Consider the following 26,044-nt stretch of genomic DNA (forward strand, 5'->3'; position numbering starts at 1 on the left):
CAGGACGCGCCGGGGCGGGCGGGCGCGGGAGCGTGAGGGCATGACGACACCGACAGCCCCACCGGCCAACACCGAACGCCCCGCCGCCTCCCCCTCCAGGGGCCCCGCCGCCTCACCCGGCCAGCGCGCGCTGCGCATCCTCGCGATCGTCGCCTGCCTGCCGTACATCACGCTCAAGGTGGGCTGGATCGCCGGCGGCCGGATCGGCATCCCCGACGGGAGCGGGCTTCTCGACCATCCGACGGCGATGGCCGTCGGCAACTCCCTCACCGTGCTCGCCGATGCCCTGGTCGTGGTCCTCGCGCTGCTGCTCACCCAGCCGTGGGGGCTGCGGGTGCGGGCCTGGCTGCTTGTGCTGCCGATGTGGGCGGCGACCGGTCTGCTCGCCCCGATCATGGCGGGCTATCCGGCCCAGCTGGTCGTCGCCCTCCTCACCGGGCAGGAGGGCGGCTCCTCCGGGCCGGCCGACGAGCCCTTCCTCGACGCCTGGGTCTTCCCCGTCGTCTACGGCGGTTTCATCGTCCAGGGCCTCGCCCTCGGCAGCCTCTTCGCGCTGTACGCCCGCGACCGCTGGGGCCATGTCTGGGCCGGGCGGCTCGGCGGCCTGCCGGCCGGGCTCGCCGGGCCCGGGATGCGCGCCGCCGTCCTCGCCGCAGCCGTCCTCGCCCTGCTGCCCGCCACCCTGGCCGTGCTGTGGATCGGTGGCATGACGGACGGTCTCGCCCCCGGTCTCGCCGCGGAGTACGACGCCGACAAGGCGACCGTGGACGCGGTGCGGGTCCTGTTCCTCGTCCTCGCCCCGCTCGCCACACTGCTCCTGGTGGGGCGCCGGCCCGCCGGACTGCGGACGCGCACCGTGATGGCCCTGGCCTGGGTGTCCTCGGGTGCGGTCGGGTGCTGGGGCGGGTACATGTCGCTGGTGTCGCTGCTGCCGCTCGCCGATCCCGGGAAAGAGCCGACGGGGCTGATGACCGCCCTCTACGCTAGCGAGATGATCATCGGATTCCTGCTGGCCGGCTGCCTGGCCGTGGTGCTGCGCCGCCGGGCCGCGACCGGATGACCCGCCTCTGGCAGGCGCTGTTCGGGCAGCGGGCCCGGCGGCGCTGGCTCCATCTGATCGTGGGCGGCGCGCTGTTCATGCCGTACTGGCTGGTCGGCACCGTGGTCCTCATCCCGTTGACGGACGGCGGGGGGCCGTTCGGCGGCAGTCTGCTCGTGCAGTTCGGCGCGTACGGGGTGGGGCTGCCGATCGCCGCGCTCACCGCGCTGTTCCCGCTGACCCGGCCGATGTCGGTGGCGGTGGCGCGAGCGCTGTGCGGGGTGGCGCCCGGCCGGTTCGCGGAGGGCCCGGCGCGCGGGCCGGAGGCCAGGGCGCGCACGGCCGGCTGGTTCGTGCTGCACCTGGGCACGGGTGCGCTGGTCAGCGGGGCGAGCCTGGCACTGCCGCCGTTCGCGCTGTCGGTGGCGGCGCTGCCGTTCTCGCCCGCTCTGCGGGCATCGGAGCTGGGCCGCTTCTGGCACCTGGACCGGCCGTGGCTCGCCTGGGCGGGGCTGCCGCTCGGCATCCTGATGCTGCTCGCCCTGGCCGCGGCGGCCGCGGCGGCGGGCTCCCTGCTCGCCGCGGCCGCGCCCCGGCTGCTCGGGCCGAGCCCGGCGGACCGGCTGGCCGCGGCCGAGCGGCGGGCCGCCGAGCTGGCGGTGCGCAACCGGCTCGCCCGCGAGCTGCACGACTCGGTCGGCCACGCGCTGAGCGCCGTCACCCTCCAGGCGGGGGCGGCACGCCGGGTCCTCGACACCGGAGCGGGCGATCTCGACTTCGTACGGGAGGCGCTGACCGCGATCGAGGAGACGACCCGGCGCACGGTCGGCGAACTCGACGCCGTGCTCGGCCTGTTGCGCAGCGGCGAGGACGACGGCGACCTCGCGGCGCCCGGCCTGGAGGCGCTGGACGCACTCGTGCGGGGCGCCGGGCCGCGGGTGGCGCTGACGGTGCGCGGGGATCTGGCGGGGCTGCCGGAGGCGGTGTCCCGGGAGGCGTACCGGATCGTGCAGGAGGGGCTGACGAACGCCGTGCGGTACGCGCGGGACGAGACGGTGACGGCGCGGATCGCGCTGTCGGGGGACGAACTGGAGATCACCATGGAGAATCCGCTGCCCGGCGCCGGGCCGGCGCCGGTGGCCCGCCCGGACGGCGGGCGCGGTCTGCGGGGCGTGGCCGAGCGGGCCCGGCTGCTCGGGGGCGCCGCCGAGGCGGGCCCGGTGGAGGGGTGCTGGCGGCTCGCCGCCCGGCTGCCGGTCGGGAGTGCGCGGTGAGCGACGTGATCAGGGTCGTCCTGGCGGACGACGAGCGGATGGTGCGGACGGCGCTGCGCGTGATCCTGGACGCGGAGGACGGCCTTGAGGTCGTCGGGGAGGCCGCGACCGGCGCCGAGGCGGTGTCGGTGGTGCGGGAGCTGCGGCCGGACGTGGTCCTGATGGACGTACGGATGCCGGAGATCGACGGCATCCAGGCGACCCGGCAGATCCTGTCCGGCCCCGAGGGGCCCAGGATCGTGGTCGTCACCACCTTCGAGAACGACGCCTATGTGTACGACGCGCTGCGGGCGGGCGCGGCGGGCTTCCTGCTGAAGCGGGCGGCGCCGGAGGAGCTGGTGAGCGCGGCGCGCCTGGTCGCGCGCAGCGACTCGCTGCTCTATCCGGCGGCGGTGCGGGCCCTGGCCGCCGATCACGCCCGCCGGCACCCGGCGGCGCCGCCCTGGGCGGCCCGGCTCACCGACCGGGAGGCGGAGGTGCTGCGCCGGATGGCGAAGGGCCTGGCCAACGCGGAGATCGCGGCCGGGATGGGGGTGGGCGCGGCGACGGTGAAGTCGCACGTGGCGGCGGTGCTCGCGAAGACGGGCGCCCGGGACCGTACCCAGGCGGTGATCGCGGCGTACGAGTCGGGCTTCATCCGCCCGAACTCCTGACCGGAGATCACATGAAGGTTCCCTGAGAAACCGGACAGATCCGGAACGATCGCCGTCGTCCCGGTCGTCCCGCTGAGTGGGATGAACAAGACGATCAGGCGTGGCGGCGCCTTCGTGCTCCTCCTGGTGCTCGCCCTCCTCGGGCGGGCCACCTGGGTGCAGGCGTACGAAGGCAAGGCCCTCGCGAACGAGAACAAGAACCGGCGGAAGATCATCGCGCAGTACGCGGAGCCGCTCGGGAACATCGTCGTGGCCGGCTCGCCGGTCACCGGATCGAAGGAGACCAAGGGCGGCGACCTCGCCTACAAGCGGGACTACACGGACGGCGAGCTGTACGCGGCCGTCACCGGCTACAGCTCGCAGGCCTACGGGGCGACCCAGCTGGAGGGCATCTACTCCGGGATCCTGGACGGCACCGACACCCGGCTGAAGAACCCGCTCGACGCGCTGACCGGCAAGCGGGCGGAGCCGGGCACCGTGCTGACGACGATCGACCCGGCGGTGCAGAAGGCCGGCTACGAGGCGCTCGGGAACAAGAAGGGCGCGGCCGTCGCCATCGACCCGAGGACCGGCCGGATCCTCGGCATGGTGTCCACCCCGTCGTACGACCCGTCGAAGATCGCCGGGCTCACGGACGGCGAGGAGTGGCGGCGGCTGACCGAGGACGAGGACAAGCCGCTGGTGAACCGGGCGCTGCGGCAGCCGCTGCCGCCGGGCTCGACGTTCAAGCTGGTGGTCGCCGCGGCGGCGCTCGAGGACGGTCTGTACGGCTCCGTCGACACGGCGACGGACAGCCCGACCCCGTACACGCTGCCCGGCACCCGGACCGTGCTGAAGAACGAGAACGCGTCGGCGCCCTGCGAGAACGCGACGATCCGTACCGCGCTGCGCTACTCGTGCAACAACGTCTTCGGGAAGATGGCGGTCGACCTCGGCCAGGACAAGGTGCGGGCGATGGCGGAGAGGTTCGGCTTCGACGACAAGGAGCTGGACGTGCCGGTCCGTGCGTACCCGAGCGTCTATCCGTCGGAGATGGACAAGGCGCAGACGGCGCTGAGCGGCATCGGGCAGTTCGAGGTGACGGCGACCCCGCTGCAGATGGCGATGGTGTCGGCCGCTCTCTCCAACGACGGTCTGCTGGCGAGCCCGCACATGGTCTCGCAGGTGGTCGACTCGGACGGCGACGCGCTGCAGACGTACGAGGACGGGGCGACGAAGCGGGTGGTGTCCGCGGACACGGCGCGGCAGCTGCGCAGTGCGATGCGGACGGTGGTCGAGGAGGGCACCGGCACCAACGCGGCGATCGGCGGCGGGGTGGAGGTCGGTGGCAAGACGGGCACGGCGCAGCACGGCGAGAACAACAGCAAGACGCCGTACGCCTGGTTCACCTCGTACGCGAAGGACCCGACGACCGGCAAGGAGGTCGCGGTCGCGGTGATGATCGAGGACTCGGGCGCGGCGCGCTCGGAGGTCAGCGGCAACGGGCTCGCGGCGCCGGTGGCGCAGAAGATGATGAAGGCCGCGCTGAAGTGACGAGCCGAACCGGCTGTCCGAAGTGACGGACGGCGGGGGCCGGTTGGTGTCCGGCCCCCGCCGCGCGGTATGCAGGGCGCATGCTCTCGAACGTGCGTCTGCCCCGCTCCCCGTCCGCCTGGACCATGGCCGTCTTCGGCGTCCTCGCCGCGGTGCTCGGCGCGGTGGGCCTGGTCTCCCCCGACACCACGATCCGCCTCATGGGCCTGGCCCCCGTACCCGGCGCGGACCGGGCGGCGGACGACCACACCCTGCTCTTCCTGACGGCCTCCTCCATGGCGGCCCTCAACATGGGCGTCTACTACGTCCTGGCGGCCCTGGCCGACTGGAAGGCGTTCTTCCGCTGGACGGTCCCGTTCCGGTTCCTCACCTTCTCGGTCTTCACCCTCGCCGTCCTCACCGACCGCGCCCCCGCCGGCTTCCTCGGCGTCGGCCTCTGGGAGGGCCTGGGCGCCCTGGCCACGGGCATCGCCCTGCGCGTCGAGTCGCACCGCGCGGCGCAGGTCACGGCCTGAGCAGGGTCTCCATGACCGCGTCCAGGTAGGCGGGGTCCGCCGGGACGGCGGACGGGGTCGCGTGGGCGAGCTGGGCGTGGCCCAGGTAGCTGGTGTAGGCGAGCAGGCCGCGGTGGCGGGCCCGGTCGGCCGGGAAGCCGAGCAGTTCGAAGAGGTGGGCGAGGTAGCCCACGCGGCGCTCGGTGACCCGGGCGAGGGCCGCCGCGACCTCGGGGTGGTCGCCCGCGGCGAGCAGCCGCACCTCCAGCGGGTCCTCGGAGGCCGTCGCGGTCGCGCCGCGCAGCAGCGCGCCGAGACGGGCGGCGGGGTCCGGTTCGGCGGCCTCCATGGCGCGGATGATGCGCTCGGTGGACCGCTCCTCCCAGCGCGCGAGGGCCGCGGCGACGAGCGCGTCCCGGTTGGCGAAGTGCCAGTAGAAGCTGCCCTTGGTGGTACCCAGGCGCGCGGCGAGCGGTTCGACCGCGACCCCGGCGAGTCCGCGTTCGGCGAGCGCGGCGAGGGCCGCGTCCGCCCAGTCGTCGGCGCCGAGCCGCTTGCGGGCGCCGCGTCGGGCCGTGGGGGCCGGGGAGTCGGGGGCCGGGGAGTCGTGCATGTTTCCGTACGGTACCGTACGGTTGGAACATACGCTCCCGTATGGAGGTCCGGTCATGCCCGGAACGCGCACGGTACGCAACGTCCACCAGCGGGTCGTCGAGGCCCCCGCCGAGACCGTCGGGGCGCTCCTCGACCGGCTCTCCGCGCCGGACGACCCGCTCTTCCCGACCCCCGTGTGGCCCGCGATGGTGCTCGACCGGCCGCTCGGCGTGGGCGCCGACGGCGGCCACGGCCGGGTCCGCTACCGGGTCGGCGCCCACGAGCCCGGCCGCTCGGTCCGCTTCGACACCACCGGGGACGGCCTCGGCACCGGCTACCACCGCTTCGACGTCGAGCCGCTCGGCCCGGACCGCTGCCGGATCTCCCACGTCCTCGAAGTGGCCATGGACACCAAGGCGTTCGTCCTCTTCAAGCTGGCGATCGAGCCCGTGCACGACACCATGGTCGAGGAGGCCTTCGACAACGCCGAGCGGGCCGCGCTCGGCGGCACCCTGCCGCACCCGCCGGCCCGCCGGCCGGCCCGCGCGCTGCTCGTCAACCGCCTGTTCTGGGCGCGTCCGGCCACCGTGCCCGTCCCGCCGGAGGCCGCGCTGCTCCGCGCCGCCGTCCCGGCCCCCGACTACACCGACGCCTACCGGATGCCGCTCCCGCCCGGCCTGGCCCGCGACCCGCAGGCCTGGCGGCAGGTGCTGCCGTTCCCGGTGCAAGGTGCCTCGGACCGCGAGCTGATGCTCGGTGAGGACGCCTCCCACCTGGACTTCCGCGCCTCGGTGGTGATCGGCGAGGACTCGCTCACCCTGGCCACCGCCGTCCGTCTGCACAACACCCGGGGCCGCCTCTACTTCGCGGCCGTCCGCCGCGTCCACCCGCTGCTGGCCCGCCGGGTCCTGCGCCGGGCGCACCGCCGCGCGGCCTTCGCGGCCCGCCCGGCGGGCGAGCGCAACCGGGCGGCGTCCGCCTCACCCCTGAGGGACCCTGCCTAGGGGGAATCCGGGGAAAAGGAGGGAAAGGGAAGACTCCCGATCCGCGCGGGGCACCTCGGTTCCCCCCGGCGTCAGCGCAGCGCCGCCAGCGCCTCCCGGACCGCCGCCAGATCCGCGTCCGAGGCCGGCCCCGCGTGATACAGGCTCAGTTCGGTGGCCCCCTGGTCCGCCGCCCGGCGGGCGTCGGTGGCCAGCGTGCACGGCGAGCCGCCCATTCCGGCCACCACCGTGAGGTTGGCGGCGACGACCGTCCCCACGCGCGCGTGGGGCACGAAGGCGGACACCTGCGGTGCCGGGGTCACCACGCCGTCGGCGACGCCGAGGACATGGGCCGGGTCGGTGCCGGCGTTGGCGCCGCAGTGGTACGGGACGGGGTCGGCGTGCAGCAGGACGCGGAAGCCGGGCGGGGCGGCGGCCCGGACGGCGGCGACGGCGTCCTCCTGGAGGGTGCGGGCGGCGACGAGGCGCCAGGCGAGGGCGGCGTCCGCGAGGGGCGCCGGGAGCGGGTCGGCCCGGTCGCCGCACCAGCCGGGCTCCAGGGCGGCCCGCACCGCCGCGGCCAGCTCGTCGGGGTCGGCGCCGTGTCTCCCGTACCCCTCGCGGCAGGAGGGGCAGAAGCACAGCGACATCAGGTAATGGGCGGCCTCGTCGAGCGGGACGCCGGCGGTCTTGTCGTGGGCGTGCAGGTGCGCGAGCCCGTACCAGCCGCAGGACTCCAGCTCGGTGCCGGCCGCTCCGGGCCGTACCGCCGCCTCGGCCGCGAGGTCCACCAGGAAGGCGCGCACGGCGTCCTGACCGATACAGGGCGCCCAGGGGTAGCGGTCGCCGTACGCGTTGACCACGGAGGTGTCCGGATGCTCGGCGCCGAGCCGGGAGTTGTGCGCGAGGACGACCCAGCTGTGCAGTTCGAGGCCCGCGCCGGCCAGGGCGTCGGCCGCCGCGCCGAAGGCGTCGCCGGGGGCCCAGTCCCCCGCCGGGTACGGGGCGAGGGCGCGGCCCCGCCAGCGCGCCGGGTCCGGCGGGTAGAGCACGGCGGCGTGCGCGGCGGTGACGATCCGGTGGCGTGGGTGACGCGGGGTCAGCGCGCGGGTGGAGTGGTAGGCGGCGGCGAGGGTGATCCGGTCGAGGCCGAGGGCGGCGAGCCGGCCGGCGGCGGCCGGGTCGCCGGTGACGTCCCAGGGATAGAGGAAGGCACCGGTCCTCACCGGACCGGTCTTCACCGGACCGGTCCTCACCGGGCCGGTCCTCACCGGGCCGGTCCTCATCGGGCCGCTCCTCATCGAACCTGTCCTCACCGGCTCTCACCCTCGGCGAGCGCGGCCCGGCCCCGGGCGAGGATCGCGGCGAGCTCCTTCACGTGCTCGGGGTGCGGCTCGCTGAGCGGGGGCCGGACCTCTCCGACGTCCAGGCCGTTCATCCGGACCCCCGCCTTGACGAGGGAGACCGCGTAGCCGCGGCCGCGCGAGCGCAGTTCGACGAGCGGGCGGTAGAAGGCGTCGATGAGGCGCTCGGCGGCGGGGTCGTCGCCGGTGGTCAGCGCGCGGTGGAAGGCGAGGGCGATGTCGGGGGCGAAGCAGAAGACGGCGGAGGAGTAGAGGCTGACGCCGATGCCCCGGTAGGCGAGGCCGGTGAGTTCGGCGGTGGGCAGACCGTTGAAGTAGCGAAGGCCGAGGCCGGCGGAGCGGACGGCGCTGACGATCCGCTGCATCAGGTCGAGGTCGCCGTGACCGTCCTTGAGGCCGATGACGCCGGGGGTGCGGGCCAGTGCGACGGCCGTGTCGGGGGTGAGGATCGCGTTGTCGCGCTGGTAGACGATGACGTCGAGCCGGGTGGCGGCGGCGAGTTCGGTGTAGTGGCGGAGCAGTCCGGCCTGGTCGGCGACGACGAGGTACGGGGGCATGGCGAGCAGTCCGTCGGCGCCGGCCTCCTCGGCGAGCCGGGCGTACCGGATGGCGAGGGCCGTGCCGTAGCCCGCGCCGGCGAGCACGGGGACCCGCCCGGCGGCCTCGTCGACGGCGGCGGCGACGCAGTCGCGGAACTCCTCGGGGGTCAGGGCGTGGAACTCGCCGGTGCCGCAGCAGGCGAAGACGGCGCCCGCGCCGGCGTCGATCCCGGCGCGCACATGGGCGCGGAAGACGTCGAGGTCGAGGGCGCCGTCCGGACCGAAGGCGGTGACGGGGAAGAAGAGCAGTCCGTCGAGCCGGTCGGCGAGCGGGGGTGTGGTCACGGGCACTCCCTGTCGTACAAGATTCTGACTCGTACAAGATTCTGACTACTGTCCATACTCTTGAACGACAGCACGCTAAGGCAGCTCCAATGGAGCGGTCAAGAAGCGAAATCCCTTTACTGCACGCGTTCTTGACGCTGCGCCTGCCGGATCCTTAGCGTGGCGGCCTTCCACATGCGTGAATACGGTCTACGGACGGAGATCCCTCCCTTGAACCCCGCACCCCGCACCGTCCTGCTCACCGGGGCCGCCGGCGGCGTCGGCACCCTCATGCGCGACCTGCTACCCGCGTACGGCTACCGGCTGCGACTGCTCGACATGGTTCCGGTCCCCGGCGCCCCGGACGCGATCGTCGCCGATCTCGCCGACCGCGCGGCGCTGCGGGAGGCCGTGCGCGGCGTCGACGCGGTGATCCACCTCGCCGGGATCTCCCTGGAGGCCGGCTTCGACAAGATCGTCGCGGCGAACGTCGTCGGCCTCCAGCACCTCTACGAGGCGGTACGGGAGGAGGGCGTCCCCCGGGTCCTCTTCGCCTCCAGCAACCACGCCGTCGGCTTCACGCCCCGGCCGCGCCCGGGCGAACCGCCGCTGCCCGTCGACATCCCGCACCGGCCCGACACCCACTACGGCCTGTCCAAGGCCTTCGGCGAGGACCTGGCGCAGTTCTACTGGGACAAGCACGGCGTCGAGACGGTCTCGGTGCGGATCGGCTCGTGCTTCCCCGAGCCGAACTCTGTGCGCAGCCTGTCGCTGTGGCTGAGCCCCGCCGACTGCGCGCGCCTCTTCCACGCGGCGCTCTCCGCGCCCGGGGTCGGCCACACCGTGGTGTACGGGTCCTCCGCCAACACCCGTGAGTGGTGGGACCTGTCGTCCGCCCGGGCACTCGGCTACGAGCCGAAGGACGACTCGGAGGCCTGGGCCGAGAAGATCCTCTCGGAGCAGGGCCTCCCGGCCCCCGGCAGCGCCCTCGACCGCTATCTGGGCGGCCACTTCTGCGACGACCCGCCGCGCTGGCCGCACTGACACGCACCCCGGGCACCCACGGCGGGGAAGAGCACAGGCCCGGCCGGACAATGCGGGGGAGCCGGCCGGGACCCGGTTCGACACGGGCGACGCATGACGCCCGCGGACAAGATCGACGATACGTTTCGGTCAAGATCACCGCGATCCGCTGAGCGCGGCGACCATCCGCAAAGCGCGACGTGTTCGCATGCCGGACACGGACCCCGGCCCCCGCCGCCCGAAACGGAGGGGCGGGGCTCAGCCGCGCAGGGTGCGCGAGGGCGCCTCGCCGAACCGGGCCCGGTACTGGGCCGCGAAGCGGCCCGGGTGGGTGAAGCCCCAGCGCCAGGCGACCTCGCCGACGCTCAGCCCGTCCGGGTCGCCCGCCCGGAGCTCCTCGTGGACCCGGTCAAGGCGCACCTCGCGCACGTACGCCATCGGCGACATCCCCACGTACTGCCGGAAGGACTCCTGGAGCCGGCGCACGCTGACCCGGGCGAGGGCGGCCAGTTCGGTGGTGGTGAAGGGGTGCTCGGGGCGGGCCCGCACCGCGTCCATCGCCCGCTTCACCGGCGCGGGCCTGACCGGTCCGCCGGGGTGCGCCAGCTCGTCCCGCCAGGGGTGCTCGGCGGCGAGCAGCAGGCCGTTGAGCAGCGCCTCCTGGAGCGGGCGGGACACCAGTTCGTGGGTGGCGAGGCCGTCCCCGGCGAGCGCCCCGGCCGCCACCTGCCGGGCGAAGGTCACCCAGCTCAGTCCGGGCCCCCGGGTGATGTCGAGGCGCGGGCCGAGGGTCAGCCGGCGGCCCGGCGAGCGGCCCAGGAGCTGCTCCAGACGGTCCTGGAGCGCCGCCGCGTCGATCTTGACCGAAAGCGAGCGGCAGTCCCCGCTCCACCGGTCGAGGAAGGTGTCCCCCGACGGGTCGAGCAGCATGGCCTCCTCCGCGGTGGCGAGCAGCCGACGCCCGCTCCCGCCCTGCCGCACCTCCATGGTCCCGCTCATCGGCGCGTTGACGTGGAACGCCCCCAGCTCGCCGAAGCGCATCCGCACGTCGGCCCCGCAGCCGAGGTCGCCGATCATCAGCGGCCCGAGGCCGACGGTGTCGAAGCGGGCCGCGAAGGGCCGGCCGCGCGTGTCGATCACATCCATGAAGTTGGCGTAATAGCGCGCGCCGATCTCCTCGCGCGCCTCGTCCACGTCCCGCGTCCGGAAAGAGCTCCCACCCACGGTTCGAAAGAATATTCATATGACGGACGTGACCGGGAACGGCAGGATGCCGGTCATGCCACAGCCACGGGGATTCGGGTACGAGCAGCGCACGGACGGCACGGTCGTCGTCGTCCATCACGGGCGGACCGCCGCCACCCTGCGCGGTGCCCGCGCGCAGAAGTTCCTGGCCGAGGTCGAGTCCGGGGACCGGCAGCTGGTGATGGCGCGCTGGACCGGCGCGTACAAGATCGGCAACGAACGGACCGCCCGGAACCACCCGCGTAATCAAGGTGGCCGAACCCGGGGAAGGTAAGGGAACGGCAAAGGCGTCTCGTTCGTTACCCCGGTCATGACCGCTATGACCCCTGGCTCGAACATCCCTCTCACCGCGGCGCGCGTGGCGGTGGACGTCGCCGCCCCGGTGCGGCTCGACGTCTCGGGCCTGCTGCTCGGCGCCGACGGCAAGGTGCGCTCCGACGACGACTTCATCTTCTACAACCAGCCCGCCGGCCCCGGTGTCACCTACCGCTCGGGCGGCGGCGCCGGGCCGGACGCCATCCTGGTGGACACCGCCGCCGTGCCGGCCGGGATCGAGAAGATCGTGGTGACCGCCAGCCCGGACGCCGCCGGCCAGACCTTCCAGGGCATCGAGCCCACCGCGACCCTGCGCAACGCCGACGACGGCAGCGTGCTCGCCACCTTCACCCCGCCGCAGCTGGGCACCGAGACGGCGCTCGTGGTCATGGAGATCTATCTGCGCAACGGGCAGTGGAAGGCCCGCGCGGTCGGCCAGGGGTACGCGAACGGGCTGGCCGGGATCGCCACCGACTTCGGTGTGAGCGTGGACGAGGAGCCGACGCCGACGCCCGCGCCCGCCGCCGCACCGGCCGCACCCGCGGCTCCGGTCACCGCTCCCCCGATGCCCGCCGCCCCGCCGGCGGCTCCCCCGGCCCCGCCCGCGCCGCCCGCCGGCACCGGGAAGATCAACCTGGACAAGGGCCGGGTCAGCCTCCAGAAGAACCAGACCGTCTCCCTGGTGAAGGGCGGCCGCCCGCTGCTCTCCCAGGTGAAGATGGGCCTGGGCTGGGAACCGGCCTACCGCGGCAAGGACATCGACCTCGACGCCTCGGTCATCGCGTACGGACCCCAGCGCAACCACATCGACAGCTGCTACTTCGGCAAGCTGTCCATCCTCAACGGCGCGATCAAGCACTCCGGTGACAACCTGACCGGCGAGGGCGCGGGCGACGACGAGGTCATCGTGGTCGACCTGGGCCGGCTGCCGGCCGACACCACCGGTCTGGTCTTCACCGTCAACTCCTTCTCCGGCCAGAAGTTCACCGAGGTCGCCAAGGCGTACTGCCGGCTCATCGACGCCGCCAGCGGCGAGGAGCTGGTCCGCTTCGACCTGACCACGGCCGAGCCGCAGACCGGAGTGATGATGGCCAAGCTCATCAAGCAGTTCTCCGGCGAGTGGGAGATGACGGCGATGGGCGAGTTCGTGAAGTCCCGCACCGTGCGGGGCATGGTGAAGCCCGCGGCCCAGTCGCTCTGAGCCGCGCGCTCACCACGGCGTACGGCGCTCGGGCGTGTGTGTCTCCTGGAACAGCGCGCTGTACGCGTTGAGGGCCGGCTGGCCGCCCAGGTGGGCGTAGAGGACGGTCAGGTCGTGGACGCCGGCGTCCTGGGCCTGGCCGCGGGGCCCCTGGGCCCGGGCGCCGGCGTCCTGGGCTCGGTCGCCTCGTCCGCGAGTTCCTCCAGGGCCCGCCATATCTCCGTCGTCACCCGTACCGCCTCCTCCGTGTCGCCCGCCTCGCACGCGTCGATGAGGAGCGTGTGCAGCGCGGCGGAGACGCAGGTGCCCGCGTCGCCGAAGAGATGCCGCTCGACGCGGCGGATCAGCGGGGTGTGGCGTTCGACGGTGGTGGCGAGGGCGTGGTTGCCGCTCGCGCCGACCAGGACCTGGTGGAGTTCGTCGTCGGCGCGCAGGGCGGCGTCGACGTCGGCGGCGCGCACGGCCGCGGCGAACCGCTCATTGGCCTCGCGCATGGCCCGGATGCCCTCGGGGCCGAGCAGCGGTACGGCGGTGCGGGCGGCGAGTTCGTGCATCACCCGCACCACGGAGGCGGCGTCCCGGACGACCCGGCTGACGAGCCGGGTGACCCGGGTGTAGCTCTGCGGCTTGGTCTCGACGAGGCCTTCGTCGCCGAGCCGGGCCAGGGCCTCGCGCACGGGTGCGCGCGAGAGCCCGAGCCGTTCGGCCAGTTCGGAGTCCTTGACCACGGAACCGGGCGCGAGATCGCCGCGCACGATGGCGTCGCGCAGCGTCTCGTACGCCCGGTCACGCAGCAGGGTCCGGCCCACGGGCCGCAAGGCGTCCATGAACTGACATGTTAGATGTCGGCTCAGGGAGCACACCAGGCTTCAGCGGCGCGGCTGGCGGCGCCACGGGCCGGTGATCGCGACCATGATGCCCGGGGTCTGGATGCTGGCGAAAAGGGTGTCGCCGTCGGGCGAGAAGGTCACGCCCGTGAACTCGCTGTCGTTCAGGTCGTTGCGGGCGATCGGGTAGGTGCGGCCGCTGTCGGTCGCGCCGAAGAGGTGCTGCACGCCCTCGCCGTCCTCGGCGATGACGAGGCCGCCGTACGGGGAGACGGTGATGTTGTCCGGGCCGTCGTAGGCGCCGTCCACGTCCGGGGTGGCGTTGACGCCGAGCAGCACCTTGAGGGTGAGGGTGCGGCGCTTGGGGTCGTAGAACCAGACCTGGCCGTCGTGCGGGGCGCCGGGGCTCTCCGCACGGGCGTACGAGGAGACGATGTAGGCGCCGCCGTCGGCCCACCACATGCCCTCCAGCTTGCGGGCGCGGGTGACCTCGGCCGTGCCGAACTGCTTGCGGACCGGGGTCGTGCGGCCGTCGCGGTCCGGGACGTCGACCCAGTCGACGCCGTACACGGTGCCGATCTTCGTGGCGCGGGACAGGTCGTCGACGAACGTGCCGGCGGAGTCGTAGCACTTGGGGGCCTGGAGGCGGCCGGCGTCGTCGGCGAGGGTCGCGAGGCGGCCGCGGCCGTGCTCGAAGCCCTGCGGCGGAACCCAGCGGAAGAACAGGCCGTTGGGGCCGGCGGCGTCCTCGGTGAGGTAGGCGTGGCCGCGCTTGGTGTCGATGACGACGGCCTCGTGGTCATAGCGGCCGAAGGCCTTGATCGGCTTCGGTGCGCGGTTGGCGCGGCGGTCGTGCGGGTCGACCTCGAAGACGTAGCCGTGATCCCTGGTCATGCCGTTGACCCCGGCCAGGTCGGAGTTCTCCTCGCAGGTGAGCCAGGTGCCCCAGGGGGTGCTGCCGCCCGCGCAGTTGGTGGAGGTGCCGGCGATGCCGACCCACTCGGCGACGGTGCCGTCGCGGTGCACCTCGACCACCGTGCAGCCGCCGGAGGCCGCCGGGTCGTAGACCAGGCCCTCGGCGAGCGGGACCGGGTGAGCCCACTTGGAGCGGGGTCCCTTGAGCTCGTGGTTGTTCACGAGGTACGTGGTGCCGCGCGGCCCGGCGAAGGCGGCGGTGCCGTCGTGCTTGGAGGGGGTGAACTCGCCGGACTCCAGACGGGTGACACCGCTGTGGGTGATGACGCGGTAGGTGAAGCCCTCGGGCAGGGCGAGGAGGCCCTCGGGGTCGGCGATCAGCTCACCGTAGCCGAGCCGGTGGCCGTGACCGTGGCCGTGGCCCGCGCCGTGGTCGTCCGCGTGGTCCTCGGCGGCCAGCGCCTGCGGGGCGGTGGCGAGCGTGCCGACGGCGCCGGTGAGGGCGAGCGCGGCGCCCGCGGCGGCGGACTGCTTGGTGAACTCTCTGCGGTTGAGGGACATGACGGTCTTCTTCCTGTCGTCACCCGGTGTCGCGGCACACGCTCGCGCCCCCGTATAAACGGCACTTGAACAGAAAGGCGACCCCTTATGAACCTGCCTGCCTCCGGACGCCGCGTCCTCGTCACCGGTGCCTCGCGCGGCCTGGGCCGCGCGGTGGCGCGCGCCTTCGCCGCGAACGGCGACCGGGTGGCCGTCCACTACGGCTCCCGTGCGGACGAGGCCCGCGCGACCCTGGAGTCCCTCGACGGCACCGGTCACGTCCTGGTCTCCGGCGACCTCGCCGATCCGGCCGCCGCGGAGGCCGTCGTCTCCGGCGCGGCGGAGGGCCTCGGCGGCCGGCTCGACGTCCTGGTCAACAACGCGGCCGTCAACCTGCCGCACCCGCCGGCGACGACGCCGTACGAGGAGTGGGTGGAGCTCTGGCAGCGGCACGTCTCCGTGAACCTGCTCGGCACGGCGTACGTGAGCCAGCTCGCCGCCCGCCGCATGATCGCCGCGGGCACCCCCGGCCGCATCGTCAACATCGGCTCCCGCGGCGCCTTCCGCGGCGAACCGGACCACCCGGCCTACGGCGCCACGAAGGCCGCCGTCCACGCCCTCGGCCAGTCCCTCGCGGTCGCCCTGGCGCCCCACGGCATCGCCGTGGCGTCCGTCGCCCCCGGCTTCTTCACCACGGAGCGTGTGGCCCCCCGCCTGTCCGGCCCGGAGGGCGCGGCCATCCTGGCCCAGAGCCCCTTCGGCCGCGTGGCCACCCCGGAGGAGATCGCGTCGGCGGTGCTGTGGCTGGCGTCGCCGGAGGCGGAGTGGGCCTCGGGCACGATCCTGGACCTGAACGGGGCGTCGCACCTGAGGACGTGAGGGGTACGGCGCGGGAGCCCTCGCCCACCCCCGTGTGGGTGGGACCGCCCCAGCCGGGCGCGGCCCGCGAACGGAACGGCGCCCGGGGCGGGGCCTCAGGCCCGGGCGGGACCTCAGGCCCGGGCGGGACCTCAGGCCCGCGACCTCGCCTTGAAGGCCGCCTTCCGGGCCTCCTTCGCCGAAGGCTTGTCGCGGTGGAGGCGGCCCATCGCCTCCAGGACGTCGGCGGTGGCCGGGTGGTCGACGCGCCAGGCCGCTTCGAAGAAGCCGCCGTGGCCGGCGGTGAGGCCCTCGATGAGGTCCTGGAGCTCCTCGGGGTCGCCGTCCGCGTCGAGGTGGGCGGCGATCGTGTCGACGGCGAGCCAGAAGATCATCGTCTCCGGCGGGGCCGGGATGTCGGCGGCGCCGCGTTCGGCGAGCCAGACGCGGGCGAGGCCGCCGAGTTCGCGGTCGTCGAGGACGTCGCGGACGGCCGGCTCCGCCTCGGGGCCGACGAGGGCGAGGGCCTGCTGGGCGTGGAGGCGGCGGAGCGGGGCGCCGGGGTCGGTGCCGCGGGCCGCGTCGAGGAGTTCGCGCGCGGCGGACGGGGCCTCGCGGCCGGCCAGCCAGCCGGTGGTCTCGGCGCGGGCCGCCTCCTCCGGGTAGTGGGCGATGCCGTCGAGGAGGACCTCCGCGCCCTTGTCGGCGAGTTCGCCGACCGCGGGCACCACGAGCCCGGCCTCCAGCATGCGGGCGCGCACCCCGTACAGGCCGAGCGGGGTGAGCCGGACCATGCCGTAGCGGCTGACGTCCTCCTCGTCGAACGGCACGTCCGACGCGGAGCCCTCGGCCCCCGCCTCCACCATCAGCGCCTCGTCGACCGGCTCGTACGCGACGAGTCCGATCGGCTCCAGGATCCGGAACTGCTCGTCGAGCCGCATCATCGCGTCGGAGACCTGCTCCAGGACGTCGTCGGTCGGCTCCCCCATGTCGTCGGGGACGACCATCGACGCGGCGAGCGCGGGCAGCGGCACCGGACCCTCGCCCGGGCCGCCCGCGCTGACGGTCAGCAGATAGAGGTTGCCGAGGACACCCTCCAGGAAGTCCGCCTCGCCCTCGGGGTCCCAGTCGAGCGCCTCGAAGTCGATGGTGCCGTCCTCGCCGACCAGCGCCTCCAGGTCGTCCACGTACGGCGCGGTGGCGTCGGCGAAGACGGTCTCCAGACCGTCGAGCCAGATCGACAGGACGTCGTGGGGCGATCCGCCGGTGAGCAGCGCCAGGTTCGCGCCGGGCCGGGCGGTCCCGGTCTCCTCGTCGGCACCGGAGGCGCCGTCCTCCGGCTCCTCGGCCGGGTCCTCGACCTCCACCAGACCGGTGTCGACCGCGACCCGCCACGCCTCGCTCGCGTACGCCTCGCCGTCCTCGTCGTCGGCCAGGCCGAGCACCTCGGCCGCGGCGGGCAGTTGCTCGTCGACGAGTTCGCCGCCCGCGCCGACCCGGGTGTCCGGGCCGGCCCAGCGGGCGAGCCGGACGGCGCGGGTGAGCAGGGGGGCGGCCAGGGCGTCCCGCGCGAGTTCCGCGTCCGCGCGCAGCCGAACGGGGGGAAGGGTCGGGCGGTCGGGTGCCATCTGGGGTGTTCTCCTCGACGGGGTGTCGGCGGGTACGTGCGGTGGCCACGTCGCGCGCGGTGCGTGCGTCCCGTGCGGTGCGCGCGTCCCGTGCGGTGTGCCGGTGCTTCGGGCGGCCTTCGGTGCGGCCTTCAGCGTAGACGCATTCCGGGGGCGGTCCGGCGGTTCATGCGGGCGTCAGCCTTCGTACACCCGTCGACCCTTGACAAGACAACGGCTCTCCAAGGAAATTGACGCGCGTAGATCGTTCGACCGTTCGTCCAAACCCTCACGGAGCACCTTGATGTCTTCCTCCATACCGAGATCGGCCGCCGTCGCCGCCGTCGTCTCCGCCGCCCTCGCCGCCGGTCTGCTCGGCGGCTCGGCCGCGATGGCCGAGGACGCGACCGCCGCCGACGCGGCCCCCGTCCGGATCCACGACATCCAGGGCACCACCCGTGTCTCGCCGCTGGCCGGCAAGCCGGTCACCGGCGTGACCGGCATCGTCACCGGCGTGCGCACCTTCGGCTCGCGCGGCTTCTGGATGCAGGACCCGCAGGCCGACGCCGACCCGGCCACCAGCGAGGGGATCTTCGTCTTCACCAGCTCGGTGCCGACCGTGGCCGTCGGCGACGCGGTGAGCGTCGACGGCTCGGTCACCGAGTACGTCCCGGGCGGTCTGAACTCGGGCAACCAGTCGCTGACCCAGATCTCCAAGCCGGTGGTCACCGTCCTGTCCAAGGGCAACCGGGTCCCGGCCCCGGTCACCGTCTGGGCCGGTTCCGTCCCGGACGCGTACGCCCCCGAGGGCGACCCGGCGGCCGGCGGCTCGATCAACGGCCTCACCCTGGCCCCGGAGACGTACGCCCTGGACTACTACGAGTCCCTGGAGGGCACCAACGTCCGGATCGGCTCCTCGCGCGTGGTCGGCGCCACCGACCCGTACAACGAGCTGTGGGTGACGGTGAAGCCGTTCGAGAACGACAACGTCCGCGGCGGCACGGTCTACGGCTCGTACGAGTCCCAGAACACCGGCCGGCTGCAGATCCAGCAGCTCGCCCCGGTCGCGCAGCAGCCCTTCCCGAAGCTGAACGTCGGCGACTGGCTGGCCGGCACCACCGAGGGCCCGCTGGACTTCAACCAGTACGGGGGCTACACCCTGGTCGCCAACTCGCTCGGCCGTGCGGTGGACCTGGGTCTGGAGCGGGAGGTGACCGACCGCCAGCACAAGAACGAGCTGGCGGTCGCCACGTACAACGTGGAAAACCTCGACCCGTCCGACCCGCAGACGAAGTTCGACGCGCTCGCCAAGGCGGTCGTGGAGAACCTGGCCTCGCCCGACATCGTCGCCCTGGAGGAGATCCAGGACGACAACGGCGCCAAGAACGACGGCACGGTGACGGCCGGCGAGACGCTCAAGAAGTTCACCGCGGCGATCGTCGCGGCCGGCGGCCCGGCGTACGAGTGGCGCTCGATCGACCCGGAGAACCTCAAGGACGGCGGCGAGCCCGGCGGCAATATCCGTCAGGTCTTCCTCTTCAACCCCGCGCGGGTCTCCTTCGTGGACCGCCCGGGCGGCGACGCGACCACCGCGACCGCGGTCACCGGCACCAAGGGCGACGCGCACCTGACCGTCTCCCCCGGCCGCATCGACCCGTCGAACGCCGCGTGGCAGGACAGCCGCAAGCCGCTCGCGGGCGAGTTCCGCTTCCGCGGCCGGACGGTCATCGTGGTCGCCAACCACTTCGGCTCCAAGGGCGGCGACGAGTCGATCGTCTCGCACCACCAGCCGCCGAAGCGTTCCTCCGAGACCAGGCGGCTGCTCCAGGCCCAGGCCGTCAACGCCTTCGTGAAGGACGTCCTCGCGGTCGACAAGCAGGCCGACGTGCTGGTCCTCGGCGACATCAACGACTTCGAGTTCTCCGGCGCCACGCAGGCGCTGACCGCGGACGGCGCGCTGTTCCCGGCCGTCAAGTCCCTGCCGGCGAGCGAGCGCTACTCGTACGTCTACCAGGGCAACAGCCAGGTTCTCGACCAGATCCTGACCAGCCCCGGGGTGCACCACTTCGAGTACGACAGCGTGCACATCAACGCGGAGTTCGCCGACCAGAACAGCGACCACGACCCGCAGGTGCTGCGCTTCCGTCCGTGATCATCCCCGCGCACGGGTGTGCGAGACTGCGGCCGTGATCGTCCTGCGTCCCGCCACCCGTGCCGAGCTGCCCGCCGTCCTCGCGCTCCTCGCCGACGAGGAGCGGGTGACCGACCCGGCCTCGGTGACCGTGACCCCCGCCCACGAGCGGGCGTTCGCGGACATCGAGGCCGACGCGCGCAACGAGCTGCTGGTCCTCGTGGACACCGACGACACCGTCCTCGGCTGCCTCCAGGCCACCTACATCCCCGGCCTCGGCAAGGGCGGCGCCGAGCGCGCCCTGATCGAGGCGGTCCGGATCCGGGCCGACCGGCGCGGCGGCGGTCTCGGCCGGGCGCTGATGGACGGCGCGGTCGACCGGGCCCGGGCCCGCGGCTGTGGGCTCGTCCAGCTGACCAGCCACAAGTCCCGGAGCGACGCCCATCGTTTCTACGTCTCGCTGGGCTTCGCCCGCAGCCACGACGGCTTCAAGCTCGCGCTGTGAGACCGACGGCCCGCAGCCCCGAGCGGTGAACCACCAGGGCGACGGGCCGTCTCACAGCATCAGCCGGGATCAGTTGTGGCTGTGCAGGATCTCGTTCAGGCCGCCCCAGACCGCGTTGTTCGGGCGGGCCTCGACGGCGCCGGTGACCGAGTTGCGGCGGAAGAGGATGTTGTCGGCGCCGGAGAGGTCGCGGGCCTTGACGATCTCGCCGTCGGGCATGGTGACCCGGGTGCCGGCGGTGACGTACAGGCCGGCCTCGACGACGCACTCGTCGCCGAGGGCGATGCCGACGCCCGCCTCGGCGCCGATGAGGCAGCGCTCGCCGATGGAGATGATCACGTTGCCGCCGCCGGACAGGGTGCCCATGGTGGAGGCGCCGCCGCCGATGTCGGAGCCGTCGCCGACGACGACGCCGGCGGAGATGCGGCCCTCGACCATGGAGGTGCCGAGGGTGCCGGCGTTGAAGTTGACGAAGCCCTCGTGCATGACGGTGGTGCCGGCGGCGAGGTGGGCGCCGAGGCGGACCCGGTCGGCGTCGGCGATGCGGACGCCGGCGGGGACGACGTAGTCGGTCATGCGCGGGAACTTGTCGATCGAGGTGACCTGGAGGTGCAGCCCCTCGGCGCGGGCGTTGAGCCGCACCTTCTCGACGTCGTCGACGGCGACCGGACCGAGCGAGGTCCAGGCGACGTTGGCGAGCAGGCCGAAGACGCCGTCCAGGCTCTGGCCGTGCGGCTTCACGAGGCGGTGGCTCAGCAGGTGCAGGCGCAGATAGGCGTCGTGGGCGTCGAGCGGCTTGTCGTCGAGCGAGGCGATGACGGTGCGCACGGCGACCACCTCGACACCGCGGCGGGCGTCCACGCCGAGGGCCTTGGCGGCGCCCTCGCCGAGGGCGTTGACGGCGGCGTCGGCGTCGAGGCGCTCGGTGCCGGCCGGGCCGGGGGCGTCGGTCAGCTCGGGGGCGGGGAACCAGGTGTCGAGAACGGTGCCGTCGCCGGCGATGGTGGCGAGGCCGGCGGCGACGGCGCCGGTGGAGCGAGGAGCAGAGGTCATGACGGAAAACCTAACGGTCGGGCCCGGGCGCGGGCCAACCGGTCTCAGGTGCCGGTCGCGTCCATGGGCGGATCCGACGAGGTCCCGGCCCGCCCTTTCGGGTCTTCGTTCAGGATCCTGGCGAGCATCTCGCGCGCGTACCCCTCGTCGTACGGAGCGCCCGTCAGCAGTGTCTGGAGGCTGATGCCGTCCATGAGGGCGACCAGGGCGCGGGCGGTGCCGGGTCCGGTGCGCGGGGCGAGGGCGGCGACGACCTCGTCGGCCCACTCGGCGGCGACCGGGCGCAGGGCGGGCCGGCGCAGGGCGGCGAGGTAGAGCTCGTACTCCAGCTCCACGCCGGTGCGTTCGGCGGCGAGCCACTCCCCCATGAGCGCGGCGAGACCGGCGGCCAGGTCGGGCGCCTGGACCTCGGGACCCTGCCGCAGCCGCGCTCCGAAGGTGGCGTTGACCCGGCGCAGGGCCGCGACGAGGAGTTCGTCGAGGGAGGCGAAGTGGTACGTGGTGGAGCCGAGCGGCACATCGGCCTCGGCGGCCACCGTGCGATGGCTCAGTCCGGCGATCCCGGCCCGGCCGACGACCCGCAGGGCGGCGTCGACGATCCGGTCCCGCCGCTCGGGGTCGTGGCGCCGGGGGCGCGCCATCAGTGGGCTCCGCCCAGGTTGAGCACGGCCACCCCGGCGATGATCAGGACGAGGCCGGCGATCTTGGCGAGGTTCATGGACTCACCGAGGAAGAGGGCGCCGATGGCGGCGACGGCGGCGGTGCCGACGCCGGACCAGATCGCGTAGGCGGTGCCGACCTCCAGGGTCTTGAGGGCGCGGGCGAGCAGCGCGAAGGCGAGGAGGTAGCCGGCGCCGGTGACGAGCGAGGGGCCGAGGCGGGTGAAGCCCTCGCTGTACTTCATGGAGGTGGTGGCGGCGATCTCGGCCGCTATGGCCCCCGCGAGCAGTCCGTATCCCATGTGTACGAGTGTACGCATCGGTGTGTACGCCCGTACACACCGACGCCCGATACGGTGTGCGCATGACATACCCCTCGGGGCCGTACGGATACGGCTACCCACCTCCGCCTCCCCCGCCGAAGCCGGGCGTCATACCCCTGGCGCCGCTCGGCTTCAGCGAGATCCTCACCGGCGCCTTCAGCACCTACGGCCGCTACTGGAAGCCGCTCCTCGGCGTGGCCCTGGCCGCCTACACGGCCGCGTCCGTGCTGGTCGGCGTGGCGCTCCTGGCCGCGTGGGCGGCCGTCGGGGACGACGTGCGACGGCTGGGCGACCTGCCCTCCGACCAGGCCCCGGACCTCGCCGACGTCCAGCCGCTGATCATCGCTTTCGGCTGCGTCTGGCTCGTTGCCATGGCCGGCTTCATCCTCCTCGGCGGTCTGGTCTACGCGGCGGTCCCGGCCGTGCTCCAGGAGGCCGTCGTCGGCCGCCCGATCGGCTTCGGCGAGGCCTGGCGGCGCGCCTGGTCGCGGCTCGGGGCGGTGATCGGCTCGGTCTTCCTCAGCATGCTCGCCGTCATGGTGCCGATGCTGCTCGCCGTGGTCGGCCTCGGCTTCCTGGTGGCGGCGATCTTCGCGGCCGTCGCGGCCAGTGAGGACAACACCCTCGACAACGGGCAGGGGCTGGCCGTCGTCGGCGGGCTGGTCATCCTGGGCATGCTGGCGACCGTGCCGTTCGCCCTGTGGCTGCAGATCAGGTTCAGCCTGGCCCCGACGGTGGCCGTCATCGAGCAGCAGGGCGCCGTGGCCTCGCTGCGCCGCTCCTCCGCTCTCGTCAAGGGCTCCTGGTGGCGGACCTTCGGCTGCATGATCGCCGCCGGCCTGCTCGCCGGCATGGTCAGCTTCGCGATCCAGCAGGTGATCCAGACCGTGGCCGGTCTCCCGATGCTGACGTTCACGCCGGGCGAGGACGTCACCCCGGGCGAGGTGCTGTCCGCCCTCGGCGGCGTGCTGGCGATCCTCTCGGTCGCGGGAGTGATCACCCAGGCGCTCATCGCCCCCTTCCAGCCCCTGGTCATGGGCCTGGTCTACGTCGACCAGCGCATCCGCAAGGAGAACCTGGGCCCGCTGCTGGCCCAGCAGGCTCAGGTCGGCTGAGCGGCGGATCTCCGGGCAACGCGAAGGGCCGCACCCCGGCGGGGTGCGGCCCTTGCCACGTGCGGTGCCGCCTCAGACGTTGAAACCGAGCGCGCGCAGCTGCTCGCGGCCGTCGTCGGTGATCTTGTCCGGGCCCCACGGCGGCATCCAGACCCAGTTGATCTTCAGCTCGTTGACGATGCCGTCGGTGGCGGCCTTCGCCTGGTCCTCGATCACGTCGGTCAGCGGACAGGCCGCCGACGTCAGGGTCATGTCCAGCGTCGCGACATTGGAGTCGTCGATGTGGATGCCGTAGATCAGGCCGAGGTTGACGACGTCGATGCCCAGCTCGGGGTCGACGACGTCGTACAGCGCCTCGCGGATCTCCTCTTCGGAGGCCGGCTTGATCGTGGCCTCGGCGGTCTCGGTCTCGGTCGCGTTCTCGGTCATGCCGACTTCCTCTCCGCGTCGGAGCCCAGCGCCTGGGCCGTCGCGTCCTTCCACGCCATCCAGCTGAGCAGCGCGCACTTCACCCGGGCCGGGTACTTCGAGACACCGGCGAACGCGACCGCGTCCTCCAGGATCTCCTCCATCGCGTCGTCGGGCTCGATCTGGCCCTTGGACTGCATCAGCTCCAGGAAGGTGCCCTGGATCTTCTGCGCCTCGGCCAGGTCCTTGCCGACGAGCAGCTCGTTGAGGACGGAGGCGGAGGCCTGGCTGATGGAGCAGCCCTGGCCCTCGTACGACACGTCCTCGATGCGCTCACCGGCGTACTTCACGCGGAGCGTGATCTCGTCGCCGCACGTCGGGTTGACGTGGTGCACCTCGGCGTCGCCGTCCCGCAAGCCCCGGCCGTGCGGGTGCTTGTAGTGGTCCAGGATGACGTCCTGGTACATCGAATCCAGCTTCACAGGTCAGCCCTATCCGAAGAAGTTACGGACGTGCTCCAGGCCCGCGACCAGGGCGTCGACCTCGGCCGGAGTGGAGTACAGATAGAACGACGCTCGCGTGGTCGCGGGAATTCCGTACCGCAGGCAGACCGGCCGCGCGCAGTGGTGGCCGACCCGGACCGCGATGCCCTCCTCGTCGAGGACCTGGCCCACGTCGTGCGGGTGGATGTCACCGAGCACGAAGGAGATCGCCGCGCCGCGGTCCTCGGCCGTGGTCGGGCCGATGATCCGCAGGTCCGGCACCTCCTGGAGGCGGCGGACGGCGTACTCGGTGATCGCGTGCTCGTGGCGCTGGATGTTCTCCATGCCGATCGCCGACAGGTAGTCCACGGCCGCGCCGAGGCCGACGGCCTGGGCGATCGGGGGCGTACCCGCCTCGAACTTGTGCGGGGCCGGCGCGTAGGTGGAGGAGTGCATCGAGACGGTCTCGATCATCTCGCCGCCACCGAGGAACGGCGGCAGGTCCTCCAGGAGCTCCTGGCGTCCCCACAGCACGCCGATGCCGGTCGGGCCGCACATCTTGTGGCCGGTGAAGGCCACGAAGTCGGCCTGCAGCGCCTGCACGTCGAGCACCATGTGCGGGGCGGCCTGGGAGGCGTCGATGCAGACCAGCGCACCGACCTCCTGGGCCCGGCGGATGATCGTCTCGACCGGGTTGACCGTGCCGAGCAGGTTCGACACCAGGGTGAAGGAGACGATCTTGGTCTTCTCGGTGATGACCTCCTCGATGTTCGAGAGGTCGAGACGGCCGTCGTCGGTGAGGCCGAACCACTTCAGCTTCGCGCCGGTGCGCTGCGCGAGCAGCTGCCACGGCACGATGTTGGAGTGGTGCTCCATCTCCGTGATGGCGATCTCGGTCTCGTGGTCCACGCGGTAGGGCTCGTCGGCCCAGCCCAGCATGTTGGCCACGAGGTTGAGCGACTCCGAGGCGTTCTTGGTGAAGATCACCTCGTCGCGGCTCGGCGCGTTGATGAAGGCGGCGACCTTGTCGCGGGCGCCCTCGTACAGCGCGGTGGCCTCCTCGGCGACCGTGTACACGCCGCGGTGGACGTTCGCGTTGTGCCGCTCGTAGTAGGCGTTGAGCGCGTCGAGCACCTGGCGCGGCTTCTGCGAGGTCGCCGCGGAGTCCAGGTAGACGATCTTCTTGCCGTCGTGGACCGTGCGGTCCAGGAGCGGGAAGTCCTTGCGGATCGCCTCGGTGTCGAGGAGGCCGGTCAGCCCCTGATGGGCGGAAGTCACGCGGATGCGCCACCCTTCACGTACTTGTCGTAGCCCTCGTTCTCCAGCTGGTCGGCGAGCTCGGCACCGCCGGACTCGACGATGCGGCCGTTCGCGAAGACGTGCACGAAATCGGGCTTGATGTAGCGGAGGATCCGCGTGTAGTGCGTGATCAGCAGGGTGCCGACCTCGCCGGTCTCGCGGACGCGGTTGACACCCTCGGAGACGATGCGCAGGGCGTCGACGTCGAGGCCGGAGTCGGTCTCGTCGAGGATGGCGATCCTGGGCTTGAGCAGCTCCAGCTGGAGGATCTCGTGGCGCTTCTTCTCACCGCCGGAGAAGCCCTCGTTGACGTTGCGCTCGGCGAAGGCGGGGTCCATCTGGAGCTTCTCCATGGCCTCCTTGACCTCCTTCACCCACAGGCGCAGCTTCGGCGCCTCGCCGCGGACGGCGGTGGCGGAGGTGCGCAGGAAGTTGGAGACCGAGACGCCGGGGACCTCGACCGGGTACTGCATGGCCAGGAAGACACCGGCGCGGGCGCGCTCGTCGACCGACATCTCCAGGACGTCCTCGCCGTCGAGGGTGACGGTGCCGCCGGTGATCGTGTACTTCGGGTGGCCGGCCAGGGAGTACGCCAGGGTCGACTTGCCGGAGCCGTTCGGGCCCATGACGGCGTGGGTCTCGCCCTGCTTGATGGTCAGGTCGACACCCTTGAGGATCTCGCGCGGACCGTTCTCGGCCTCGACGGAGACGTGCAGGTCGTGGATTTCAAGCGTTGCCATG

27 protein-coding genes are annotated in these 26,044 nt (G+C 73.1%); 13 read left to right on the forward strand and 14 right to left on the reverse strand.

What is annotated here, in order from left to right; all coding sequences use genetic code 11:
• The first annotated feature begins 40 nt into the window (after positions 1–40).
• From AB0M18_RS09850 to AB0M18_RS09870, 5 genes are all read left to right on the forward strand, one after another.
• On the forward strand, positions 41–1,060 hold the full coding sequence (locus tag AB0M18_RS09850) for a hypothetical protein (RefSeq protein WP_365756321.1): 1,020 nt from the start codon (positions 41–43) through the stop codon (positions 1,058–1,060).
• A complete protein-coding gene (locus AB0M18_RS09855) occupies positions 1,057–2,313 on the forward strand; it encodes a histidine kinase (RefSeq protein ID WP_365756322.1) in 1,257 nt (418 codons plus the stop codon). Before AB0M18_RS09850 ends, AB0M18_RS09855 begins: the two co-directional genes overlap by 4 nt.
• Positions 2,310–2,966 carry a response regulator transcription factor gene (locus AB0M18_RS09860; RefSeq protein ID WP_365756324.1) on the forward strand — a complete coding sequence of 219 codons (657 nt, stop codon included), beginning with the start codon at positions 2,310–2,312 and terminating at the stop codon, positions 2,964–2,966. The genes AB0M18_RS09855 and AB0M18_RS09860 overlap by 4 nt, the downstream gene beginning before the upstream one ends.
• A gap of 81 nt (positions 2,967–3,047) precedes the next feature.
• On the forward strand, positions 3,048–4,499 hold the full coding sequence (locus AB0M18_RS09865; protein WP_365756325.1) for a penicillin-binding transpeptidase domain-containing protein: 1,452 nt from the start codon (positions 3,048–3,050) through the stop codon (positions 4,497–4,499).
• An 80-nt stretch (positions 4,500–4,579) separates the two neighbouring features.
• Entirely contained in the window at positions 4,580–5,014 is a 435-nt protein-coding gene (locus AB0M18_RS09870; protein WP_365756326.1) for a hypothetical protein, read from the forward strand.
• Here AB0M18_RS09870 and AB0M18_RS09875 read toward each other — a convergent pair.
• A complete protein-coding gene (locus AB0M18_RS09875) occupies positions 5,004–5,606 on the reverse strand; it encodes a TetR/AcrR family transcriptional regulator (RefSeq protein ID WP_365756327.1) in 603 nt (200 codons plus the stop codon). The genes AB0M18_RS09870 and AB0M18_RS09875 overlap by 11 nt on opposite strands.
• Before the next feature lie 55 nt (positions 5,607–5,661).
• On the opposite strand from AB0M18_RS09875, the gene AB0M18_RS09880 reads away from it, so the two are divergent.
• A complete protein-coding gene (locus AB0M18_RS09880; RefSeq protein WP_365756328.1) occupies positions 5,662–6,591 on the forward strand; it encodes a DUF2867 domain-containing protein in 930 nt (309 codons plus the stop codon).
• A gap of 71 nt (positions 6,592–6,662) precedes the next feature.
• Here AB0M18_RS09880 and AB0M18_RS09885 read toward each other — a convergent pair whose 3' ends face one another.
• Together AB0M18_RS09885 and AB0M18_RS09890 are read right to left on the reverse strand one after the other, a co-directional pair.
• Positions 6,663–7,796, reverse strand: a complete 1,134-nt coding sequence (locus tag AB0M18_RS09885) for a hypothetical protein (protein ID WP_365756575.1) — start codon at positions 7,794–7,796, stop codon at positions 6,663–6,665.
• A gap of 86 nt (positions 7,797–7,882) precedes the next feature.
• A complete protein-coding gene (locus tag AB0M18_RS09890; protein ID WP_365756330.1) occupies positions 7,883–8,818 on the reverse strand; it encodes a 5-dehydro-4-deoxyglucarate dehydratase in 936 nt (311 codons plus the stop codon).
• A gap of 174 nt (positions 8,819–8,992) precedes the next feature.
• Between AB0M18_RS09890 and AB0M18_RS09895 the strand changes: the two genes are divergently transcribed.
• Entirely contained in the window at positions 8,993–9,841 is an 849-nt protein-coding gene (locus AB0M18_RS09895) for an NAD(P)-dependent oxidoreductase (protein WP_365756331.1), read from the forward strand.
• 237 nt (positions 9,842–10,078) lie between these two features.
• Here AB0M18_RS09895 and AB0M18_RS09900 read toward each other — a convergent pair whose 3' ends face one another.
• Entirely contained in the window at positions 10,079–11,044 is a 966-nt protein-coding gene (locus tag AB0M18_RS09900; protein WP_365756332.1) for an AraC family transcriptional regulator, read from the reverse strand.
• A gap of 55 nt (positions 11,045–11,099) precedes the next feature.
• On the opposite strand from AB0M18_RS09900, the gene AB0M18_RS09905 reads away from it, so the two are divergent.
• Together AB0M18_RS09905 and AB0M18_RS09910 are read left to right on the forward strand one after the other, a co-directional pair.
• Positions 11,100–11,339: a hypothetical protein gene (locus AB0M18_RS09905; protein ID WP_365756333.1), complete on the forward strand. Its 240-nt coding sequence runs from the start codon at positions 11,100–11,102 to the stop codon at positions 11,337–11,339.
• A 36-nt stretch (positions 11,340–11,375) separates the two neighbouring features.
• Positions 11,376–12,581: a TerD family protein gene (locus AB0M18_RS09910; RefSeq protein ID WP_365756334.1), complete on the forward strand. Its 1,206-nt coding sequence runs from the start codon at positions 11,376–11,378 to the stop codon at positions 12,579–12,581.
• Positions 12,582–12,688: 107 nt separating this feature from the next.
• Here AB0M18_RS09910 and AB0M18_RS09915 read toward each other — a convergent pair whose 3' ends face one another.
• On the reverse strand, positions 12,689–13,408 hold the full coding sequence (locus AB0M18_RS09915; protein ID WP_365756335.1) for a GntR family transcriptional regulator: 720 nt from the start codon (positions 13,406–13,408) through the stop codon (positions 12,689–12,691).
• Between the two features lie 42 nt (positions 13,409–13,450).
• Positions 13,451–14,884: an alkaline phosphatase PhoX gene (locus tag AB0M18_RS09920; RefSeq protein WP_365756336.1), complete on the reverse strand. Its 1,434-nt coding sequence runs from the start codon at positions 14,882–14,884 to the stop codon at positions 13,451–13,453.
• A gap of 87 nt (positions 14,885–14,971) precedes the next feature.
• Between AB0M18_RS09920 and AB0M18_RS09925 the strand changes: the two genes are divergently transcribed.
• Positions 14,972–15,742, forward strand: a complete 771-nt coding sequence (locus AB0M18_RS09925; protein WP_365756337.1) for an SDR family oxidoreductase — start codon at positions 14,972–14,974, stop codon at positions 15,740–15,742.
• Between the two features lie 131 nt (positions 15,743–15,873).
• Here AB0M18_RS09925 and AB0M18_RS09930 read toward each other — a convergent pair whose 3' ends face one another.
• Complete coding sequence (locus AB0M18_RS09930) at positions 15,874–17,349, reverse strand: hypothetical protein (RefSeq protein ID WP_365756338.1); 1,476 nt, start codon at positions 17,347–17,349, stop codon at positions 15,874–15,876.
• A 283-nt stretch (positions 17,350–17,632) separates the two neighbouring features.
• On the opposite strand from AB0M18_RS09930, the gene AB0M18_RS09935 reads away from it, so the two are divergent.
• Both AB0M18_RS09935 and AB0M18_RS09940 read left to right on the forward strand, forming a co-directional pair.
• Positions 17,633–19,480 carry an endonuclease/exonuclease/phosphatase family protein gene (locus tag AB0M18_RS09935; RefSeq protein WP_365756339.1) on the forward strand — a complete coding sequence of 616 codons (1,848 nt, stop codon included), beginning with the start codon at positions 17,633–17,635 and terminating at the stop codon, positions 19,478–19,480.
• 37 nt (positions 19,481–19,517) lie between these two features.
• Complete coding sequence (locus AB0M18_RS09940) at positions 19,518–19,964, forward strand: GNAT family N-acetyltransferase (RefSeq protein WP_365756576.1); 447 nt, start codon at positions 19,518–19,520, stop codon at positions 19,962–19,964.
• 69 nt (positions 19,965–20,033) lie between these two features.
• Here AB0M18_RS09940 and dapD read toward each other — a convergent pair whose 3' ends face one another.
• Genes dapD through AB0M18_RS09955 form a run of 3 tightly spaced genes read right to left on the reverse strand, consistent with a single transcriptional unit; the run spans position 20,034 to position 21,978 of the window.
• Entirely contained in the window at positions 20,034–21,017 is a 984-nt protein-coding gene (gene dapD / locus AB0M18_RS09945; RefSeq protein WP_365756340.1) for a 2,3,4,5-tetrahydropyridine-2,6-dicarboxylate N-succinyltransferase, read from the reverse strand.
• Between the two features lie 44 nt (positions 21,018–21,061).
• Entirely contained in the window at positions 21,062–21,658 is a 597-nt protein-coding gene (locus AB0M18_RS09950) for a TetR family transcriptional regulator (protein WP_365756341.1), read from the reverse strand.
• Positions 21,658–21,978 (reverse strand): multidrug efflux SMR transporter, encoded by a 321-nt coding sequence (locus AB0M18_RS09955; RefSeq protein ID WP_365756342.1) that lies wholly within the window; start codon positions 21,976–21,978, stop codon positions 21,658–21,660. The genes AB0M18_RS09950 and AB0M18_RS09955 overlap by 1 nt, the downstream gene beginning before the upstream one ends.
• Before the next feature lie 62 nt (positions 21,979–22,040).
• On the opposite strand from AB0M18_RS09955, the gene AB0M18_RS09960 reads away from it, so the two are divergent.
• Positions 22,041–23,114, forward strand: coding sequence for an oxidoreductase (locus tag AB0M18_RS09960; RefSeq protein ID WP_365756343.1), 1,074 nt, complete (start codon positions 22,041–22,043; stop codon positions 23,112–23,114).
• A 72-nt stretch (positions 23,115–23,186) separates the two neighbouring features.
• Here the strand turns inward: AB0M18_RS09960 and AB0M18_RS09965 are convergent, their stop codons facing one another.
• The 4 genes from AB0M18_RS09965 to sufC are packed head-to-tail and all read right to left on the reverse strand — an operon-like array spanning position 23,187 to position 26,043.
• Positions 23,187–23,543 (reverse strand): metal-sulfur cluster assembly factor, encoded by a 357-nt coding sequence (locus AB0M18_RS09965; RefSeq protein ID WP_265866084.1) that lies wholly within the window; start codon positions 23,541–23,543, stop codon positions 23,187–23,189.
• The gene (gene sufU / locus AB0M18_RS09970) at positions 23,540–24,004 is read right to left on the reverse strand and encodes a Fe-S cluster assembly sulfur transfer protein SufU (RefSeq protein ID WP_365756344.1); all 465 of its coding nucleotides are present in this window, start codon (positions 24,002–24,004) and stop codon (positions 23,540–23,542) included. Before sufU ends, AB0M18_RS09965 begins: the two co-directional genes overlap by 4 nt.
• Positions 24,005–24,013: 9 nt before the next feature.
• Positions 24,014–25,282 carry a cysteine desulfurase gene (locus tag AB0M18_RS09975; RefSeq protein ID WP_365756345.1) on the reverse strand — a complete coding sequence of 423 codons (1,269 nt, stop codon included), beginning with the start codon at positions 25,280–25,282 and terminating at the stop codon, positions 24,014–24,016.
• Positions 25,279–26,043: a Fe-S cluster assembly ATPase SufC gene (gene sufC / locus AB0M18_RS09980; protein WP_365756346.1), complete on the reverse strand. Its 765-nt coding sequence runs from the start codon at positions 26,041–26,043 to the stop codon at positions 25,279–25,281. Before sufC ends, AB0M18_RS09975 begins: the two co-directional genes overlap by 4 nt.
• Position 26,044 lies beyond the last annotated feature (1 nt).

This window comes from Streptomyces sp. NPDC051909, assembly GCF_040681095.1.
Lineage (GTDB): Bacteria > Actinomycetota > Actinomycetes > Streptomycetales > Streptomycetaceae > Streptomyces.

Coding starts and splice junctions, on each gene's coding strand:
- AB0M18_RS09950 (WP_365756341.1), bottom strand. CDS start 21,658: ATGGCGCGCCCCCGGCGCCACGACCCCGAGCGGCGGGACCGGATCGTC.
- dapD (WP_365756340.1), bottom strand. CDS start 21,017: ATGACCTCTGCTCCTCGCTCCACCGGCGCCGTCGCCGCCGGCCTCGCC.
- AB0M18_RS09865 (WP_365756325.1), top strand. CDS start 3,048: ATGAACAAGACGATCAGGCGTGGCGGCGCCTTCGTGCTCCTCCTGGTG.
- AB0M18_RS09920 (WP_365756336.1), bottom strand. CDS start 14,884: ATGTCCCTCAACCGCAGAGAGTTCACCAAGCAGTCCGCCGCCGCGGGC.
- sufC (WP_365756346.1), bottom strand. CDS start 26,043: ATGGCAACGCTTGAAATCCACGACCTGCACGTCTCCGTCGAGGCCGAG.
- AB0M18_RS09875 (WP_365756327.1), bottom strand. CDS start 5,606: ATGCACGACTCCCCGGCCCCCGACTCCCCGGCCCCCACGGCCCGACGC.
- AB0M18_RS09955 (WP_365756342.1), bottom strand. CDS start 21,978: ATGGGATACGGACTGCTCGCGGGGGCCATAGCGGCCGAGATCGCCGCC.
- AB0M18_RS09930 (WP_365756338.1), bottom strand. CDS start 17,349: ATGGCACCCGACCGCCCGACCCTTCCCCCCGTTCGGCTGCGCGCGGAC.
- AB0M18_RS09925 (WP_365756337.1), top strand. CDS start 14,972: ATGAACCTGCCTGCCTCCGGACGCCGCGTCCTCGTCACCGGTGCCTCG.
- AB0M18_RS09960 (WP_365756343.1), top strand. CDS start 22,041: ATGACATACCCCTCGGGGCCGTACGGATACGGCTACCCACCTCCGCCT.
- AB0M18_RS09965 (WP_265866084.1), bottom strand. CDS start 23,543: ATGACCGAGAACGCGACCGAGACCGAGACCGCCGAGGCCACGATCAAG.
- AB0M18_RS09850 (WP_365756321.1), top strand. CDS start 41: ATGACGACACCGACAGCCCCACCGGCCAACACCGAACGCCCCGCCGCC.
- AB0M18_RS09855 (WP_365756322.1), top strand. CDS start 1,057: ATGACCCGCCTCTGGCAGGCGCTGTTCGGGCAGCGGGCCCGGCGGCGC.
- AB0M18_RS09910 (WP_365756334.1), top strand. CDS start 11,376: ATGACCGCTATGACCCCTGGCTCGAACATCCCTCTCACCGCGGCGCGC.
- AB0M18_RS09905 (WP_365756333.1), top strand. CDS start 11,100: ATGCCACAGCCACGGGGATTCGGGTACGAGCAGCGCACGGACGGCACG.
- AB0M18_RS09915 (WP_365756335.1), bottom strand. CDS start 13,408: ATGGACGCCTTGCGGCCCGTGGGCCGGACCCTGCTGCGTGACCGGGCG.
- AB0M18_RS09895 (WP_365756331.1), top strand. CDS start 8,993: ATGCGTGAATACGGTCTACGGACGGAGATCCCTCCCTTGAACCCCGCA.
- AB0M18_RS09880 (WP_365756328.1), top strand. CDS start 5,662: ATGCCCGGAACGCGCACGGTACGCAACGTCCACCAGCGGGTCGTCGAG.
- AB0M18_RS09935 (WP_365756339.1), top strand. CDS start 17,633: ATGTCTTCCTCCATACCGAGATCGGCCGCCGTCGCCGCCGTCGTCTCC.
- AB0M18_RS09870 (WP_365756326.1), top strand. CDS start 4,580: ATGCTCTCGAACGTGCGTCTGCCCCGCTCCCCGTCCGCCTGGACCATG.